The 16,049-nt window shown below is 70.1% G+C and carries 17 protein-coding genes and 1 tRNA gene; 7 read left to right on the forward strand and 11 right to left on the reverse strand.

All coding sequences use genetic code 11. The features are described 5' to 3' along the window. Positions 1 to 77 precede the first annotated feature (77 nt). Both WFJ17_RS03830 and WFJ17_RS03835 read left to right on the forward strand, forming a co-directional pair. Positions 78 to 1,706 (forward strand): amidohydrolase, encoded by a 1,629-nt coding sequence (locus WFJ17_RS03830; RefSeq protein ID WP_336647708.1) that lies wholly within the window; start codon positions 78 to 80, stop codon positions 1,704 to 1,706. A gap of 38 nt (positions 1,707 to 1,744) precedes the next feature. Then, positions 1,745 to 2,173, forward strand: a complete 429-nt coding sequence (locus tag WFJ17_RS03835) for an NUDIX hydrolase (RefSeq protein ID WP_251443902.1) — start codon at positions 1,745 to 1,747, stop codon at positions 2,171 to 2,173. Between the two features lies 1 nt (position 2,174). Here the strand turns inward: WFJ17_RS03835 and WFJ17_RS03840 are convergent, their stop codons facing one another. The 3 genes from WFJ17_RS03840 to WFJ17_RS03850 are packed head-to-tail and all read right to left on the reverse strand — an operon-like array spanning position 2,175 to position 3,724. Continuing rightward, entirely contained in the window at positions 2,175 to 2,660 is a 486-nt protein-coding gene (locus WFJ17_RS03840) for a hypothetical protein (protein ID WP_292882278.1), read from the reverse strand. 54 nt (positions 2,661 to 2,714) lie between these two features. Continuing rightward, positions 2,715 to 3,164, reverse strand: a complete 450-nt coding sequence (locus tag WFJ17_RS03845; protein ID WP_251444361.1) for an aminoacyl-tRNA deacylase — start codon at positions 3,162 to 3,164, stop codon at positions 2,715 to 2,717. A 50-nt stretch (positions 3,165 to 3,214) separates the two neighbouring features. Further along, a complete protein-coding gene (locus WFJ17_RS03850; RefSeq protein ID WP_336647709.1) occupies positions 3,215 to 3,724 on the reverse strand; it encodes a DNA helicase in 510 nt (169 codons plus the stop codon). A gap of 132 nt (positions 3,725 to 3,856) precedes the next feature. Here WFJ17_RS03850 and WFJ17_RS03855 point away from each other — a divergent pair, with 132 nt between their 5' ends. Then, positions 3,857 to 4,414: a peptidylprolyl isomerase gene (locus tag WFJ17_RS03855; RefSeq protein ID WP_336647710.1), complete on the forward strand. Its 558-nt coding sequence runs from the start codon at positions 3,857 to 3,859 to the stop codon at positions 4,412 to 4,414. Positions 4,415 to 4,448: 34 nt separating this feature from the next. Beyond that, entirely contained in the window at positions 4,449 to 5,339 is an 891-nt protein-coding gene (locus WFJ17_RS03860) for a rhomboid family intramembrane serine protease (protein WP_336647711.1), read from the forward strand. 264 nt (positions 5,340 to 5,603) lie between these two features. On the opposite strand, the gene WFJ17_RS03865 is transcribed toward WFJ17_RS03860, so the two are convergent. Then, positions 5,604 to 5,843, reverse strand: a complete 240-nt coding sequence (locus tag WFJ17_RS03865) for a cell division protein CrgA (protein ID WP_233310795.1) — start codon at positions 5,841 to 5,843, stop codon at positions 5,604 to 5,606. Between the two features lie 77 nt (positions 5,844 to 5,920). Between WFJ17_RS03865 and WFJ17_RS03870 the strand changes: the two genes are divergently transcribed. Together WFJ17_RS03870 and WFJ17_RS03875 are read left to right on the forward strand one after the other, a co-directional pair. Next, the gene (locus WFJ17_RS03870) at positions 5,921 to 6,700 is read left to right on the forward strand and encodes a class E sortase (protein WP_251443917.1); all 780 of its coding nucleotides are present in this window, start codon (positions 5,921 to 5,923) and stop codon (positions 6,698 to 6,700) included. Next, positions 6,700 to 6,876, forward strand: coding sequence for a hypothetical protein (locus WFJ17_RS03875; RefSeq protein WP_251443920.1), 177 nt, complete (start codon positions 6,700 to 6,702; stop codon positions 6,874 to 6,876). Before WFJ17_RS03870 ends, WFJ17_RS03875 begins: the two co-directional genes overlap by 1 nt. A gap of 77 nt (positions 6,877 to 6,953) precedes the next feature. On the opposite strand, the gene pknB is transcribed toward WFJ17_RS03875, so the two are convergent. From pknB to WFJ17_RS03910, 7 genes are all read right to left on the reverse strand, one after another. Continuing rightward, a complete protein-coding gene (gene pknB, locus WFJ17_RS03880) occupies positions 6,954 to 8,654 on the reverse strand; it encodes a Stk1 family PASTA domain-containing Ser/Thr kinase (RefSeq protein ID WP_336647790.1) in 1,701 nt (566 codons plus the stop codon). A gap of 65 nt (positions 8,655 to 8,719) precedes the next feature. After that, on the reverse strand, positions 8,720 to 10,432 hold the full coding sequence (locus tag WFJ17_RS03885; RefSeq protein WP_251443937.1) for a serine/threonine-protein kinase: 1,713 nt from the start codon (positions 10,430 to 10,432) through the stop codon (positions 8,720 to 8,722). After that, entirely contained in the window at positions 10,429 to 11,892 is a 1,464-nt protein-coding gene (locus tag WFJ17_RS03890; RefSeq protein WP_251443941.1) for a peptidoglycan D,D-transpeptidase FtsI family protein, read from the reverse strand. The genes WFJ17_RS03885 and WFJ17_RS03890 overlap by 4 nt, the downstream gene beginning before the upstream one ends. Further along, complete coding sequence (locus WFJ17_RS03895) at positions 11,889 to 13,271, reverse strand: FtsW/RodA/SpoVE family cell cycle protein (protein ID WP_251443943.1); 1,383 nt, start codon at positions 13,269 to 13,271, stop codon at positions 11,889 to 11,891. Before WFJ17_RS03895 ends, WFJ17_RS03890 begins: the two co-directional genes overlap by 4 nt. Beyond that, positions 13,268 to 14,518: a PP2C family protein-serine/threonine phosphatase gene (locus WFJ17_RS03900; RefSeq protein WP_251443945.1), complete on the reverse strand. Its 1,251-nt coding sequence runs from the start codon at positions 14,516 to 14,518 to the stop codon at positions 13,268 to 13,270. Before WFJ17_RS03900 ends, WFJ17_RS03895 begins: the two co-directional genes overlap by 4 nt. A gap of 9 nt (positions 14,519 to 14,527) precedes the next feature. Next, entirely contained in the window at positions 14,528 to 15,046 is a 519-nt protein-coding gene (locus tag WFJ17_RS03905; protein WP_292882258.1) for an FHA domain-containing protein FhaB/FipA, read from the reverse strand. Next, on the reverse strand, positions 15,039 to 15,767 hold the full coding sequence (locus WFJ17_RS03910) for a DUF3662 and FHA domain-containing protein (protein WP_336647712.1): 729 nt from the start codon (positions 15,765 to 15,767) through the stop codon (positions 15,039 to 15,041). The genes WFJ17_RS03905 and WFJ17_RS03910 overlap by 8 nt, the downstream gene beginning before the upstream one ends. Positions 15,768 to 15,963: 196 nt before the next feature. Here WFJ17_RS03910 and WFJ17_RS03915 point away from each other — a divergent pair. Next, positions 15,964 to 16,047 (forward strand) — tRNA-Leu (locus tag WFJ17_RS03915). The last annotated feature ends 2 nt before the right edge of the window (positions 16,048 to 16,049 follow it).

Here is a 16,049-nt window from a genome sequence, read left to right on the forward strand (position 1 = left end):
CGGCGGGCGTGCTTCTTCAGAACTGATCGATCCGCCGGCCCTCTCCTCGCGGACGGGAAACCTGCCACGATGGGCGCATGACGACGCTGTTCACGGGCCGGATCCGGCCGCTCTCCGCTGCCGCTCCCGCTCTCGTCGAGGCGATGCTCGTCGACGACGACGGACGCGTCGTCGCGGTCGGCGCCGCGGCGGACCTCGCCGCGCAGGATCCCGCGGCCGAGCGCGTGGCGCTGGACGGCTGGGCGATGCCGGGGCTCATCGAGCCGCACGGGCACCCCGGCACCGCCGCGGTGCTGCTCTCGGACCGCGTGCTCGATCTGCGGCCCGTCGTCGTGCCGGACGCCGACGGGGTGATGGCCGCGCTGCGGGCGGCACTCGCCGCCGCAGACGGCGCACCCGTGTATGCGAACGGGTGGGACGCCCTGCTGCAGCGCGGCCTGCCGGATCCCGGCCTGCGCCTGCTCGACGAGCTCGCCGGATCCACCCCGCTCGTCATCGTGCACAACTCGGGGCACTCGGCGTACTTCAACACCGCGGCCGCCCGCCTCGCCGGACTGGACCGCTCCACGCCCGACCCGGTCGGCGCATCGTTCGGCCGCACCGCGGACGGCGAGCTGAACGGGGTCGCCCTCGAGGCCGGCGCGGTCGAACGCGTCGCCGCCCCGTTGCTGCAGGCCGCGCAGGCCGACATCGTCGAGCTGCTCGGCGCGCACTTCGCCGACGTCTCCCGCCGGGGGATCACCACGGTGGCCGATCTCAGCTGGAACCCCGCGCTCTCCCCCGCCGTCGATGCGCTCCGCGCCGCCGGCCGCATGCCGCTGCGGCTGCGCTGGTACGAGATGTCCCGTCCCGGTGGGACGCCGGCCCCGCACCCGGGACGGCGGGGAGGGAACGAAGAGTCCCGCCTCGAGGACGCCGTGATGCGCCAGGTCGGGGTCAAGACCTGGACCGACGGATCCCCGTGGATCGGCAACATCGCCACGAGCTTCCCCTATCTCGACACCGCGGCCACCCGCGACCTCGGTCTGGCGCCGGGGCACCGCGGCGCTTCCAATTACACCGCAGAGCAGCTGCACGCGATCGCGGAGCCCTCTGCGGCGGCCGGCTGGCAGCTCGCCTGCCACGCGCACGGCGATCTGGCGGTCGACGAGACGCTCGACGTCTACGAGCGCCTGATCCGCGATCACGGCCTGGTCGACCATCGCTTCCGGCTCGAGCACGTCGGGGCGATGACGCCCGCGCAGTTCGCGCGCGCGGCCGCCCTCGGGGTCACGGTCAGCCTCTTCGTCGATCACATCACCTACTGGGGGGAGGTGCTCGTGGACGATCTTTTCGGCCCGGAGCGCGGCGGCGCCTGGGCCGACGCCGGTGCCGCGTTCGCCGCGGGCCACCGGGCGACCTTCCACAACGACGGCTGGGTCACCCCGGCCGAGCCCTTGCGCAACATGGCGGTCGCCGAGACCCGGCGCACGAGGTCCGGACGGGTCATGCCGGGCGGCACGCCCGTCACGCGCCCCCAGGCGCTCGCCGCGCACACCGGCAACGCCGCATGGCAGCTGTTCAGCGAGCACGAGATCGGATCCCTGGATCCCGGGCTGTTCGCCGACATGGTCGTGCTCGACCGGGATCCGCTGACCGTGCCGGCGGAGGAACTCGCTGCCGCCGAGGTCCGAGAGGTACGTCTCGGGGGACGTCGCGTGACCTGACGACGCCATACCGGCTCACAGCGCCTAGGGTGTGTCTCATGGACATGCGGGTCGCGGCATACGCGGTCATCGTCGACGATGACGACCGGGTGCTGCTGGCGCGCTGGACCGAAGGCCGCCGAGTGTCGTGGACCATGCCAGGCGGCGGCCTCGAAGACGGCGAGGATCCCCAGGTCGCCGCACGCCGCGAGGTGCTGGAGGAGACCGGCTACAAGGTCGTCATCGATGATCTGCTCGGGATCCACTCCCGGGTGATCCCTCCGCGCCGCCGCGTCACGCCCGGCGCGACCGCGCCGCTGCACACGCTGCGCATCGTCTATCGCGCGCGCATCACCGGCGGTCGGCTGCGGTTCGAGAAGAACGGGTCCACGGACATGGCGGCCTGGTACCGGCTGGGTGAGATCGGCGGCCTGCAGCGGGTGCGGCTCGTCGACATCGCGCTGGGGATGGCCGGTCTGACGGCCTGAGTCAGCGCAGCACCTCGACGAGAGCGATCCACGAGATCACGATCGCGACCACGATCGCCAGCAGCGCGCCGGCGGCGATGAGCCCGAGTCCGAGGGGCGGCGCCAACAGCAGCTGCGCACCGCCCGCGACGTACGCGGCCAAGGGGAGGAAGCCCAGGGCCGCCCGGAGCAGAGGGCTGCCGTTCCCGCGATCACGCCGGAGCGAAAGCGCGGCGTGCACCTGAAAACCGGTCGCGCCGGCGGCGACGAGCAGCACGAGTGCACCGAAGAGATCCAGCGCGATGTGCGGGATGAGCGCGATGCCAGAGGTGAGGATCGCCAGTACGAGTGTCGCGATCGCCGCGGCGAGACGTGCGGTGAGGGTCTCCGCGGCGATGATCTTCGCGATGTTGACGCTTGCGGCGACGATGAGGAGGCCGGCGAGGGCCGCGGTGGCACCCAGCATCGCCACATGGAACTCCGACCACGCCTGGAGTGCATCCGTCATCCCCGGATGTTACTCCCGCGAGGGTTCAGCGTGCGGGAGCGGGTCCGACCCGGATCACTCGGGTTCGGAGATGTCCGCCACGGTGGCGTCGTAGGCGGCGATGAGGGCGTCGCCGTCGACGAACAGGCTGTACCCGTGCGCGCCCGCGCCCATCGCGATGCGGCGGCCCCGGATCGTCTCGTCGGCGAACACCGGCCACGCCGTGGTGCTGCCGATCGGCACGATCGTGCCGCGCTCGTAGCCGGTCGCGGCGAGGGCCACGTCAGGATCCGGGAGCTTGAGCCGGTTCACGCCGACGACGGCGCGCAGCTTGGGCCAGGAGATCTTGCGACCGCCCGGGATCAGCGCGAACAGGAACGTGTCGTCGGATCTCTTGACCACGAGGGTCTTCACGATGCCGGAAGGATCCAGCCCGAGCAGGGCCGCGGCCTCGTGCAGGCTGTTCGCGGCGGGGCGCTGCCGGATCTCGATGTCGAGACCGCGCTCGGCCGCGGCATCGCGCACGCGCGCGTGCGGATCCGACCCGTCGACCGGGTCGGAGGACGAGGGCGTGCTCACACCTCGGGGGCGTTCAGCGGGTCGTCCGCGACCCAGAGCTCGTCGTCGGCGCGCAGGGCCTGCCAGGCGGCGACGAGGACGCTGACCGCGGCCGCGGCACCGAGGATGATCGCGATGACCGCGCCGATGCCGGGGCCGCTCTTGCGCTCGGCGGGCACGGTGACGAGCGCACGCGGGGCGTGCGTCGTGCCGGTGCGCTTGGCGTTGGCGATGTCCCATGCGGTGAGCGCGGATCCGACCACGCCCCCGATCGCGGGGACGACCTTGTGGTCGACGATGTCGCGGGAGAACTTGACGCCCTTGTCGACGGCGGGCACCACGCGGTGCTCGTAGACGTCCTGCACGGTCGGCACGAGCTGCTCGCGGCGGAAGTTGTCGAGCTGGCGACCCGCCTCTCGGGCGACGTTCGCGGCTTCGCCGACGACGACCTGCTGGGCGGCCCACAGCTTGGCGGCCTCGCTCTGCAGCTGGCGGAGTTCCTTCTGACGCTTGCGGCTCAGGCTCACGATGCCCTCCCAATCGAAACGGGGTTCGGACTCCCCATCTTGCCAGACATGCTCCTGTGCAACGCGTGTGCGTTCGAGAAGTTCACCGATGAATCGGAGGCTCGGCGGGATCCGATGCGAGAGAATGGATCCATGCCTCACGCCACTCACGTCGCCACGCTGCACACCAACCATGGAGACATCGTCGTCAACCTCTTCGGCGACCACGCTCCCCGCACGGTGAAGAACTTCGTCGAACTCTCCGACGGCACCGGATCCTGGAAGCACCCGGCCACCGGGAAGCCCGGCGAGGGCGCGCTGTACAAGGACGTCATCTTCCACCGGATCATCCCGAACTTCATGATCCAGGGCGGCGACCCGCTCGGACAGGGCGTCGGCGGTCCCGGCTACACCTTCAACGACGAGATCCACGGCGAGCTGAACTTCAACGAGCCGTACATCCTCGCGATGGCGAACGCCGGTCTGCGTCGCAACGCCATCACCGGCCAGGCCGAGGGCACCAACGGCTCGCAGTTCTTCATCACGACCGACCCGACCCCGTGGCTGCAGGGCAAGCACACGATCTTCGGCGAGGTCGCGGACGACGCGTCCAAGGCCGTCGTCGACGAGATCGCCGCCGTGCGCACCGGCGCCGGCGACCGTCCGGTCGAGGACGTCGTGCTGCAGTCCGTCGACATCGTCGCGAACTGATCATCCTTCCGCGAGTGGACTCCGGAGCGCACGGATGACGACTTCGGAGTTCCACGCGAATCCCGACAACTTCTGCTACCGCCACCCGGGCCGGCCGAGCTTCGTGCTCTGTCAGCGCTGCATGCGCACGATCTGCCCGGAGTGCCAGACGCAGGCCCCGGTCGGCGTGATCTGCCCCGAATGCATGCAGGAGCAGCGTCGCAACCAGACGCCCGCCCAGCGCCGCGCCAACCGGCGCTGGGGCGCGCGGTCGATGACCGCGGTGGGCGGGCGTCCGATCGTGACGTACTGGATCCTCGCGGTGACCTCTGCGGTGAGTCTGCTGCAGATGATCCCGGGCCTCCAGGGACCGATCACCGGGGCGCTGCAGTTCGCGGGCGCCTATCTGTATCCGTCGCTGTCCGGACTCCCGTTCGAACCCTGGCGCCTGCTGACGGCGCTGCTCGTGCACCAGGGACTGATCCACCTGGGCCTCAACATGCTGGCGCTGTGGATGGTCGGTCAGCAGCTCGAGCCGCTGCTGGGCAGGGCAAGATTCCTCATGCTGTACCTGGTGAGCGGTCTCGGCGGTTCTGTCGCGATGGCGCTGATCGATCCGGGCCAGCCCACGATCGGAGCGTCCGGGGCGATCTTCGGCCTGTTCGTCGCCCTGATCGTGATCGGGCGTCATCTCGGCGGCAACATCGTCGGAGCGCTCGTCGTGCTCGCGATCAACTTCGCGTACGGCTTCATCGTGCCGGGGATCGCCTGGGAGGCGCATGTCGGCGGTGCCGTCGTCGGAGCGCTGGTGGCGCTCGTCTACGTCCGTACGAACGGGCGCCGCAACGCGAAGTTCTGGTGGATCGGCCTCGTCGCGGCGATCGTGCTCGTGCTGCTCGTCGTGGTCGCCGTCGTTCCGCCCTTGATCATCACCGCCGGTCACTGACCGCGCACCACGAAGGCCTCCGCTGCGGCGGAGGCCTTCGTCGTCTCCGCCGCGGGTGTGAATGACACCCGTGTAATTCTCCCCACATGGGGATAGATCTGTGGATAACTCCGGGGAGGGGGTGTGCATATCCATCCCCAGATTGTGGATAACCGGCCGGATCCGTGGACAACCCTGCGGGATCCGGTCTCCGGAGCCCATCGAACGCCGGAAAGCAGAAACGCCCCCGCATGAGCAGGGGCGTTCCGAAGAGGAGGGGCGGCGTCAGCGCCAGCGGGTTGTCATCAGGAAGCCGATGAGCGCGATCCCGAGTCCGATCAGCAGGTTCCAGGATTGCAGGCCGGGGATCGGGTACTGCATGCCGGTGATGTAGAACACCAGGATCCAGGCCAGGCCCAGCAGCATGAAGCCGACCATGACCGGCTTGAACCACACGGCGTTGGGAGCGGCTTCGCCGTCGACCTTCGGGGTGGCGGCTTCTTCGGGCTTGCGGGATCGTGCCATGCGCCCAGTCTACCCAAAGGCCCGTGCCGACCAGAGGGCGGAATCGGGCGCAAAGGAGGGCTGGGTAGGATCGCGGCATGACCGACGCTCCGCGAGCCTCCGCCCGTCGCGTCGGCCGCCGTCCGCGGCGGCGCGCCACGTTCGTCAGCGTGCTGGGCGAGCTGCTGCTGACCGCGGGTGTGCTGGTGCTGCTGTTCGTCGCCTGGCAGATGTGGATCGGCGACGCGATCATGAGCGCCGAGGCCAACGACAAGGGCCGGCAGGTCTCCCAGAAGTGGGCGGACGCGAAGCCGCCGCTGCCGCCGGTCGCCGACGACGGACACGGCACCGACGGAGCGCATCCGCAGTACGTCCCGCCGGTCATGAGTCCCCCCGAGGACGGAGTCCCCTGGGGTGCTCAGATGCACGTGCCCCGCTGGGGCTCCGATTACAACGTCGAGATCGCCGGGGGAGTGACCCGGCCCGCCACCCTCGACCACGGCTGGATCGGCGTGTACCCGAACTCGGGGATGCCGGGACAGGTCGGCAACTTCTCCATGGCCGCGCACCGCACGACCTGGGGCAAGCCGTTCAATCAGCTCGACCGGCTGCGGCTGAACGACGCGATCGTGATCGAGACGGAGCAGGGCTGGTACACCTATCGGTTCCGCACGCTCGAGTACGTCACTCCCGACAGCGTCGACGTGCTGGATCCCGTGCCCCAGGCGCCGGAGGCGGCCCCCGGCGGACGGTACATCACGCTCACGGCGTGCTCGCCGCTGTACTCCCTCGCGGAGCGCATCGTGGCCTACGGGGTGTTCGAGAGCTTCCAGCCGAGGGCGCTGGGCGCCCCGGCCTCGTTGAAGGCGGTGAGCTGATGTACGGCGCCCTGTGGCGGATCCTCCCCGGCCCGTGGTGGGTGCGGCTGATCGTCGTGCTCGTGCTGCTCGCGGCCGTGCTGTACGCCCTGATGTTCTGGGTCTTCCCCTGGGTGAGTCCTCTGGTGTCGCCGGGCGATGTGAGCATCGGGTCGTCGCCGGCACCCGGTCCCTGAGCCGGCCACCTCGCGAGGGGACGGCGTTTCGTCTCGGTCGCCTGCGGCGTCCTCGCTCAACGACCCCGAAGGAAGGGCTACTTGCCGGTGCAGTAGGAGAGATCGACCGTCGACTGCACGGGCACGTCGCCCGGCGGCACCGACATCGAGGACACCGTCTTCGGATCGGTCGCCTTGCATCCGGGATTCTCCACCGGGTTCGCGGTGAGTCCCTGCTGCTCCAGCCATTGGGTCGCCGAATCGAGCGACCAGCCGGTGAGATCTTTCACCGTCACGACCCCGCTCGCCACGAGCAGGTCGACGACGGTGCCCGGCGGGACTTTGGCTCCCGCCTGCTCGCTCGCGGACAGGACGATGTCGTGCTGCGTGCGGGGATCGTTCTTCTGGGTGACCGAGCCCAGCTGCAGACCGGCCTTGGCCAGTGCGTCCTTGGCGGCGGAGGCGCTGAGCCCCTCCAGCGTCGGGACCACGATCTGCGCGGCACCGGTCGAGACGTAGACGGTGACTGACTGGCCCTTGTCCATGCCGCTGCCGGCCGTCGGATCGGTGCTGATGACCTTGCCCTTGTCGACGGTGGCATCCGCCTGGTCGATGCGGATCGCGCGCAGGTCGTTCTTGTCGAGCAGCTCGACGGCGGTCTCGTAGGTCTGACCGACCACGTTCGGCACCGTGCGACCGGCGCTCGGCACCCCGGTGGTCGGCTTGATCGCCAGCACCCAGATGAGCACCGATGCGAGCAGCACCACGAGCAGGGCGACGCCGGCCCAGACCCACGCGACGGGCGGACCCGACTGCGTGCGCGTCATCGTCGTGTCGGAGGAGAGCTGGCGGAGCGTCCGCGCGGTCTCCTGCGCGTGCCGGGGGCTGGCGCCGTACAGCTCGCTGGTGAGCGAGGAGAGCTGCTTCTTCGTGGGCGCCGCGCCCGTCACGGCCTCATCGAGCGCGGTCCGGAACGAGGCCGCGTCGGGGAACCGCTGGAACGGGTCCTTCGCCATCGCGCGCAGCACGATCGGCTCCAGGGCCCTGATGCGCTGGAGCTCCGCGGACGAGTGGTCCTCCTCGTGGACCTCGCTGGGCGGCAGCGGCGTCTCGCTGACGTGCTGGTACGCGACCGCGACCGGCGACTCCCCGCGGAACGGCTGGCGCCCCGCGAGCATCTCGTACAGCACGACCCCGGTCGAGTACAGGTCGGTGCGCGCGTCGACCTGCTCGCCCTTGGCCTGCTCGGGCGAGAAATAGGCGGCGGTGCCGATGATCTGGGTGGTCTCGGCGACCGTCGACGACGAGTCGGACACCGCTCGGGCGATGCCGAAGTCCATCACCTTCACGGTGCCGGCGGGCGTGATCTTGACGTTGCCCGGCTTGATGTCGCGGTGCACGACACCGGCGCGGTGCGAGTACTCCAGAGCCTCGAGGATCCCGTCGGCGTAGCGCACGGCGTCGGCGGTGGGCACCGGGCCGCGCGCGATGACGTCCTTGAGCAGCTCGCCGGGCACCAGCTCCATCACGATGAAGGGCACGGGCTCGGCGGGGGTGCCGCCGGCCTCGGGGGTGGAGTCCTCCCCCGCGTCGAAGACGCGCACGATCGACGGATGCGACATGCGCGATGCGGCCTGCGCCTCCATCCGGAAGCGCGTGCGGAAGCCGGCGTCGCGGGCGAGCTCGCGGTCCAGGATCTTGATCGCGACCTCGCGGCCGAGGGTCAGGTCGTACCCCCGGTGCACATGGGCCATGCCGCCCCGGCCGATGAGGTCATCGACGCGGTAGCGACCGGCCATGACGCGCGTGGTCGTCGTCACGGAGGACCCCCCTCGTTCTCGTGATTCTGCTGCGGTGCCGCGGTTCAGGGCGTGGGCGGTACCGTCACCGGAGGCGTCGGCCCGGACTGGATCTGCGCGGTGCGCGCGTCGGAGTCGGGACTCTGCTGGTCGCCGCACTTGACGGAGAACTTCGCGGTGAAGTCGCCGCTCTGCGCCAGCCGGACCTCGGTGCTCGTCGTCTCCGCCGGGAAACCGGGGCCGCCGGACATGAAGGAGCCGCCGTCGATCGTGACGATGTAGCCGGTGATCGACGTGCCGTTGGGGCAGACGTAACCGGATCCCCAGGAGACGGTGATCGTGCCTCCGGCGACCATGTCGCCGGAGAAGGTCGGCGCGGACGCCGGCTTCGGGGGCTGCGTGCGGTCGGCATACCGGGTGAGGGCGATCGAGGATCCGCTCGGCACCTTGCCGGTCGGATTCACGTTGTAGACCTTGCCGACCTGGTCGGCCGCCGGAGCCGGGTCGCCGTCCGCACAGGTGGCCTGCAGGCCGGCGTCGCGCGCCTTCGCCGTGGCGTCGTCGCACGTGAGGCCGACGAGCCCGAGGGCGTCGACGTCGACCCTGGTCTGCGTGGGCGTGGGTGTCGGCGTCTTGGACGGCGGGGTCTGCGACGCCGACGAGCTGGGCGGCGGCGTGGGCGCCTTCTGGTTCGACAGCAGGGCCCACACGGTGCCGCCGAGCACGATGATCAGCAGCGCGATGAGAGCGATCAGCGGCCAGGTCCAGGGGCTGCGCTTCTTCTTCTCCGGAGCCTGGTCGGCCTCGGTCGGGATCTGCGCCGTGGTCGGCATGATCGTGGTCGCGCCCTGGGTGGCCCCGAGCAGCTGGGTCATGGCGTCGTCGCCCCCGGGCGCGGCGGCGCCGACGCCCACCACTCCGGCGATGACCGCGGGAACGGCGATCGCGGCGGAGTTCAGGTCGCCGCGGCGCAGCGCCTGCGCGGCCCGTGCGACGGTCGCCGCGGAGCTCGGCCGGTCGGCCGGCTTCTTCGCGATCATCGCCATGACGAGGTTCTGCACCGGCTGCGGCACCGTGGGGGGCAGCGGCGGCGGGGTGTCGTTGATCTGCGCCATGGCGATCGCGACCTGCGACTCGCCCGTGAACGGGCGCTTGCCCGCCAGGCACTCGTACGCGACGATGCCGAGCGAGTAGATGTCGGTCGCGGGCGACGCGGCGTGTCCCGAGGCCTGCTCGGGCGAGAGGTACTGCACGGTGCCCATGACCTGGCCGGTCGCGGTGAGCGGCACCTGGTCGGCGATGCGGGCGATGCCGAAGTCGGTGATCTTGACGCGGCCGTCGGGCGTGATCAGCAGGTTGCCCGGCTTGATGTCGCGGTGCACGAGGCCGGCGGCGTGCGCGGCCTGCAGCGCCGAGGCGGTCTGCGCGACGATGTCGAGCGTCTTGTCGGCGCTGAGGGATCCCTCGCGCTCGATGATCGTCGACAGCGCCTCGCCCGGCACGAGCTCCATGACGAGGTACGCGGAGCCGTTCTCCTCGCCGTAGTCGAACACGCTGGCGATGCCCTCGTGGTTCACGAGGGCCGCGTGGCGGGCCTCGGCGCGGAAGCGCTCGAGGAAGCCCGGATCCCCCATGTACTCGTCCTTGAGGATCTTGATGGCGACGGTCCGTCCGATGACGTGGTCGGTCGCCTCCCACACCTCGCCCATGCCGCCGATGGCGATCCGAGACTGCAGCTCGTAGCGACCGCCGAAATGCACACCCTGCGTCGGCCTCATCTGTTCAGCACCGCCTCCATGACCTTCTTCGCAATCGGTGACGCGATCGTGTCACCGGATCCGGACTGTCCCTGCCCACCGCCGTCTTCGACGACGACCGCAACGGCGATCTCCGGGTTCGAAGCGGGCGCGAAGCCGGTGAACCACAGCGTGTAAGGGTCTGTGTCGCCGTTCTCCGCCGTGCCCGTCTTCCCGGCCACGTCGACTCCGTCTATTCTTGCACCCTGCGCCGCGCCGCTTGAGACCGACGCCTGCATGGCGGCCGTGATCGCCGCGGCCTCGTCGCCGGTCATCGCCTGCCGGAACTGGCTGTTCTCGTACTGCTTCTGCACCGAGAGGTCGTCTCCGACGACCTGGTCGACCATGCGCGGGTTCATCACCAGGCCGCCGTTCGCGATGCCGGCGGAGACCATGGCCATCTGCAGCGGGGTCGCGCGCACGTCGCCCTGGCCGAAGCCGGTGAGACCCGTCTTGTCCGGGGAGAGGTTCTTCGGGTAGGTCGACGCGGACGACTGCAGCGGCAGCGAGAACTCCTGGCCGAAGCCGAACTTCTCGGCGGCGGCGCGGATCGCGTCATCGCCGAGCTGGACGGCGAGCTCGGCCATCGGGATGTTGCAGCTGTAGCGGATCGCATCGGCGAGGGACACGTTCTGCCCGTCGCCGCCGGGGCAGGTGCCACCCCAGGCGTTGTGCACGGCGGTGCTGGTGCCGGGGAGGGTGAAGGCGGCCGGGTTCGGGAACGTCGACTGCATCGTGAACTTGCCCGAGTCGAGCGCGGCCGCGGCCACGACCAGCTTGAACGTGGACCCGGGCGGGTTCATGTTGCCGCCGATGGCGCGGTTGGACAGCGGCTTGTTCGGGTCGGCGACCAGGGCGTCGTAGGTGGTGTTCACGGCCTGGGAGTCGTGCGCCGCGAGGCTGTTCGTGTCGAAGCCGGGGGTGGAGACCAGCGCGAGGATCCGGCCCGTCTTCGGCTCGATCGCGACCACGGCGCCCTGGTAGCCCTGCAGCGCGTCGTAGGCGGCCTTCTGCGCGACCGGGTCGAGCGTGAGCACCACGTTCGCGCCCTTCTGCGGCTGGCCGGAGATGATCCGCTCGATCGAGGACAGGAACTGGGAGCCGCCCGTGCCGCTGAGCTCGCTGTTCATGGCCTTCTCGATGCCGGTCGCGCTTCCGAGGGCCGGGTTGTAGTAGCCGGTCACGGCGGACCACATCTGCGGATCCGTGTAGACGCGCTGGAACGAGTACATGTCGTTCGACGGCACGGAGGTCGCGATCGGGGCGCCGCCCGCGATGATCGATCCGCGCTGGATCTCGTAGCTGTCCAAGCGGGTGCGCCGGTTCGCGTCGTTCTGCGCGAGGGCGTCGGCCTGCACGACCTGGATCCAGCTGATCGAGCCGAACAGGGCGAGGAACATGACCAGCACGAGGATGCTGATGCGACGGAGCTCTTTGGTCATCCGATCACCACCCGGGGTTGGCGGCGCACGCCGTCGGAGATCCGCAGCAGCAGTCCGACGATGAGCCAGTTGGCGATGAGGGACGATCCGCCGGCGGCGAGGAACGGAGTGGTGAGACCCGTCAGCGGGATCACGCGGGTGACGCCGCCCACCATGATGAAGACCTGCAGGCCGATCGTGAACGAGACGCCGACGGCGAGCAGCTTGCCGAAGTCGTCCTGTCCGGCGACGCCGATGCGCAGGCCGCGGCTCACGAACACCATGTACAGGCAGAGCAGGGCGAACAGGCCGATCAGGCCGAGCTCCTCGCCGAGGCTGGTGATGATGAAGTCGCTCTCGGCGACCGGGGTGATCTGCGGGCGGCCCTGGCCGAGACCCGTTCCGATCAGGCCGCCGTGCGCGAGCCCGAAGATGCCCTGGGTGAGCTGATAGCTCTGGTCCTGCATGAGGTCGGGGTCGAACGCGTTGATCCACGTGTTGAAGCGGTTCTGCACGTAGGTGAGGAACTGCGAGACGACCGCGACGCCGACGACCACGCCCGCGACGCCGATGAGCACCCAGCTCGTCTTGCCGGTCGCGACGTAGAGCATCACGATGAACATGCCGAAGATGAGCACGCCGGTGCCGAGGTCGTGCTGGGCGACGATGATGCCGAGCGAGATGAGCCAGACCACGATCACGGGGCCGAGCTCGCGCATGCGCGGCCAGGTGATCCCCGCGAACCGCTTGCCCACGGACGACAGGCTCTCCCTGGTGCGCACCAGATAACCCGCGAAGAAGATCGCGAGGAAGATCTTCGACAGCTCTCCCGGCTGGAAGCCGAGCCCGCCGATCGAGATCCACACATCGGCGTTCGCGTCGGCCTTCAGACCCGGGATGAAGGGGAGCACCAGGAGCACGAGACCCGTCAGTCCCGAGACGTAGGTGTACTTGTAGAGCACCCGGTAGTTGCGCAGGAAGATCACGATCGCGATCGCGCCGACCACGGAGATCGCCATCCACATGAGCTGCTTGTTGGACGACGCGTTCCAGCCCGTGTCGTGGTTCGCGATGTCGATGCGGTAGATCTCCGCGATGCCGACGCCGGTGAGGAGCGTCGCGATCGGCAGCACGAACGGATCCGCGTCGCTCGCGACGAAGCGCAGCACGATGTGCAGCGCGAACACCAGCACCGCCAGTCCGCCGCCGATGAGCAGGATCATCGGGTCGATGCGCCCGAGCGCGCCGAGCTGCACGAGGGTGAGCGCCGCGCCGGCGACGACCACCGCGAACAGCAGCAGCCAGAACTCGCGGTTGCGCTGCGTCTGCGGACCGCGGATGCGACGCAGCGCGCGCAGCACGGCGGTGTCGGCCGTGACGTCGGGGGCGGTGGCGGTCATGGCGTCTTCCCCGTCCCTGCGGCGGCGCGGAGGCTGTCGACCGTCGTCTGCGCCGCCGCGAGCGTGCTGGCGCTCGTGGTCTCCTTGACGGCCGACTGGTAGAACGCCGGCAGGTCGGAGACCTTGATGCCGGTGTCCTCGTAGACGTGCGAGAGCGAGATCGGCCCGAGATCCTGCTGGATCCCCTGGAAGATCACGACAGTGCCCGTCTCCTCGCCGACCCCCACGAAGTAGCGGGTCTGCGTCCACGCGTAGGCGCCGAAGAGCGCGGCCGCCATCAGCGCGATCACGACGATGAACCCGGTGATCCAGCCGATGCGCCGTCGCACGGCGCGCCGGTGGTCCTCCTCGATGAGCTCCTCGAGGTAGCCGGCGGCGGGCTCGAAGTGCGTGGGCTCGTTCGCCGCCTGGCGCACCGGATGCAGCCAGCTCGGCCGGGCCGGGCGCGCGGCGGGGACGATGACGCCCTGGGGGTTCGCGGCCGCGCCGACGATCGTGGCGGATCCGGAGAGCACCGGATGCTGGCCGCCCACGTCGACGATCACGATCGTGACGTTGTCGGGCGCGCCGCCGTCGAGCGCGAACTTGAGCAGGCCGTCGGCGGTGCGGCCCGGCGCCATCCCCAGGCGCAGCGCCTTGAGCATGTGCGTCTCGTCGACCACGCCGCTGAGGCCGTCCGAGCAGAGCAGCCAGCGGTCGCCCGGCTGGGTCGGCATGACGAACATGTCGAGCTCGGGATCCGCGTCCATGTCGCTGAGCACGCGCATCAGCACCGAGCGGCGCGGGTGGTAGCGCGCCTCCTCCGGGGTGATGCGCCCGGAGTCGACCAGCCGCTGCACGAACGTGTGATCCGTGGTGATCTGGGTCAGCGCCTCGTCACGGTAGAGGTAGATCCGCGAATCGCCGATGTGGCCGATGACGGCGTAGTCGTCGACCATGATGATCGCGTCGAGGGTGGTGCCGAGGCCGGCGAGCTCGGGGCGGTCCTTCACGGCGCGGATCATGTCGCCCGCCGCGGTGGTGGCCGCGGCCTGCAGCGACGCCTGCGCGTCCATCGTCGAGGGGTAGGCGTGGTCGAGGTTCTGCAGCCGGTGGATCGCGATGCTGCTGGCGACGTCGCCGCCCGCGTGGCCGCCCATGCCGTCGGCGACGACGAACAGGTTCGCCCCGGCATAGCCGGAGTCCTGGTTGTTGGAGCGGACCTTCCCGGTGTGGGAGATCGCGGCGCTCGAGCCCTCGAAGACCATGGCCGCCGGTTACGCCCGCAGCTCGAAGGTCGTGGCGCCCACCTTGATGGGGGCGCCGACCGCCACCGAGACGGGGGCGCCGACGCGCTCGCCGTTCAGGAAGGTGCCGTTCGTGGAGTCGAGATCCTGCAGCATCCACTGCTCGCCCCACAGCAGCAGCCGCGCGTGGTGGCTGGACGTGTAGTCGTCGCGGATCACGAGCCCGGACTCGCTGGAGCGGCCGATCGACATCGGCTCGGAGCCGAGCGGCACCTCGAGGCCCGCCTTCGGGCCGGAGGTGATCACGAGCTTCGTGACGGTGGACGTCGTGGCGGGGCCGCCCGGCTTGCTGCGCGGGGCCGCCTTCGGCTTCGCGGGCGCCGCGGCCGGCTTCGCGGGCGCGGTCGCCGCGGCCGCCTCGCCCTGCGGCATCTTGCGCACGCGCACGCCGAAGAGATCGGCGCGCAGCGAGTAGACCACGGCGAACACGAAGAACCACATCAGCACGAGGAAGCCGATGCGCAGCAGGAGCAGGGTCAGTTCACTCATGCCGAAGGCTCCTGGTCGCGTCGTCGCCGCGGCCGCCGCGCGCGGGAGCGGACACGGGAACCACCTGGAACGTGAGGTCGGTGCGGCCGATCGTGATCACCATGCCGCTCTCGAGCTGGGCCTCGCGCACGCGCTGGCCGCTGAGCTTGGTGCCGTTGGTGGATCCGAGGTCGCGGAGCATGGCGTGATCGCCGTCCCACAGCACCTCGGCGTGCTTGCGGCTGGACCCCGCGTCGCCGATCGTGATGTCGGCGTCGCTGCCGCGGCCGATGACCGTGCGCGCCCGGGTGAGCGGGTATCGGGAGCCTCCGGTCGCGATCTCCGCCTGCCAGGTGACGCGGGCGCCGGCGGAGGACGTCGAGGTGGACTCGACCCGCACGGTGCCGGTCGTGAGCCGGTCGTCGGCTTCGATGGCGATGTTCACGGGGCCCGAGAAGCTGTAGCCCTGGGCCTTGGCGTGGTCCTTGACGAGCACGTGCAGCTCGTCGAGGAGGGCGGATCCGAGTCCATGCATCGCGGTGGCGTCGTCGCCGCTGAGGTGCACGAGGAAGGTGCTGGGAACGATGATCCGGTCGCGGCTGACGACCGCGGCCTTGGTGTCCATCTCGCGCCGCAGAGCCGAGGCGATCTCCACGGGCTGGATGCCGCTGCGGAAGGTCTTCGCGAAGGCGCTGTTCACAGCGCGTTCGAGACCCTTCTCAAAGCTGTCTAGTAGTCCCACTGGGCTCCCATGGCTCACCGATCGGTAGGGCCATGTTAGCGACACGGCCTGAATGATCCCCCGGGCCGGGCGGGAGACACGGGAAACCCCGAAGGAGCCCGCGGTTCGGCGGAGGTCCGTGCGCTGCTGCGGCTCTGGTTCGAGCACGGTGCCGGAGCGTGATATTCTCGGGAGGTTGGTTCGCGAGGGCCGACATGCGCGAGTGGCGGAATAGGTAGACGCGCTGGCTTCAGGTGCCAGTGCCTGCAAGGGCGTGGGGGTTCAAGTCCCCCCTCGCGCACA

Source organism: Microbacterium sp. MMO-10, assembly GCF_037148715.1.
Lineage (GTDB): Bacteria > Actinomycetota > Actinomycetes > Actinomycetales > Microbacteriaceae > Microbacterium.

Bases quoted from the DNA above. Each gene is read 5' to 3' on its own strand.
- WFJ17_RS03855 (WP_336647710.1), top strand. From the start codon at position 3,857: ATGCCTCACGCCACTCACGTCGCCACGCTGCACACCAACCATGGAGAC.
- WFJ17_RS03895 (WP_251443943.1), bottom strand. From the start codon at position 13,271: ATGACCGCCACCGCCCCCGACGTCACGGCCGACACCGCCGTGCTGCGC.
- WFJ17_RS03830 (WP_336647708.1), top strand. From the start codon at position 78: ATGACGACGCTGTTCACGGGCCGGATCCGGCCGCTCTCCGCTGCCGCT.
- WFJ17_RS03840 (WP_292882278.1), bottom strand. From the start codon at position 2,660: ATGACGGATGCACTCCAGGCGTGGTCGGAGTTCCATGTGGCGATGCTG.
- WFJ17_RS03890 (WP_251443941.1), bottom strand. From the start codon at position 11,892: ATGACCAAAGAGCTCCGTCGCATCAGCATCCTCGTGCTGGTCATGTTC.
- WFJ17_RS03860 (WP_336647711.1), top strand. From the start codon at position 4,449: ATGACGACTTCGGAGTTCCACGCGAATCCCGACAACTTCTGCTACCGC.
- WFJ17_RS03875 (WP_251443920.1), top strand. From the start codon at position 6,700: ATGTACGGCGCCCTGTGGCGGATCCTCCCCGGCCCGTGGTGGGTGCGG.
- pknB (WP_336647790.1), bottom strand. From the start codon at position 8,654: ATGGCCGGTCGCTACCGCGTCGATGACCTCATCGGCCGGGGCGGCATG.
- WFJ17_RS03900 (WP_251443945.1), bottom strand. From the start codon at position 14,518: ATGGTCTTCGAGGGCTCGAGCGCCGCGATCTCCCACACCGGGAAGGTC.
- WFJ17_RS03885 (WP_251443937.1), bottom strand. From the start codon at position 10,432: ATGAGGCCGACGCAGGGTGTGCATTTCGGCGGTCGCTACGAGCTGCAG.
- WFJ17_RS03905 (WP_292882258.1), bottom strand. From the start codon at position 15,046: ATGAGTGAACTGACCCTGCTCCTGCTGCGCATCGGCTTCCTCGTGCTG.
- WFJ17_RS03870 (WP_251443917.1), top strand. From the start codon at position 5,921: ATGACCGACGCTCCGCGAGCCTCCGCCCGTCGCGTCGGCCGCCGTCCG.
- WFJ17_RS03835 (WP_251443902.1), top strand. From the start codon at position 1,745: ATGGACATGCGGGTCGCGGCATACGCGGTCATCGTCGACGATGACGAC.
- WFJ17_RS03865 (WP_233310795.1), bottom strand. From the start codon at position 5,843: ATGGCACGATCCCGCAAGCCCGAAGAAGCCGCCACCCCGAAGGTCGAC.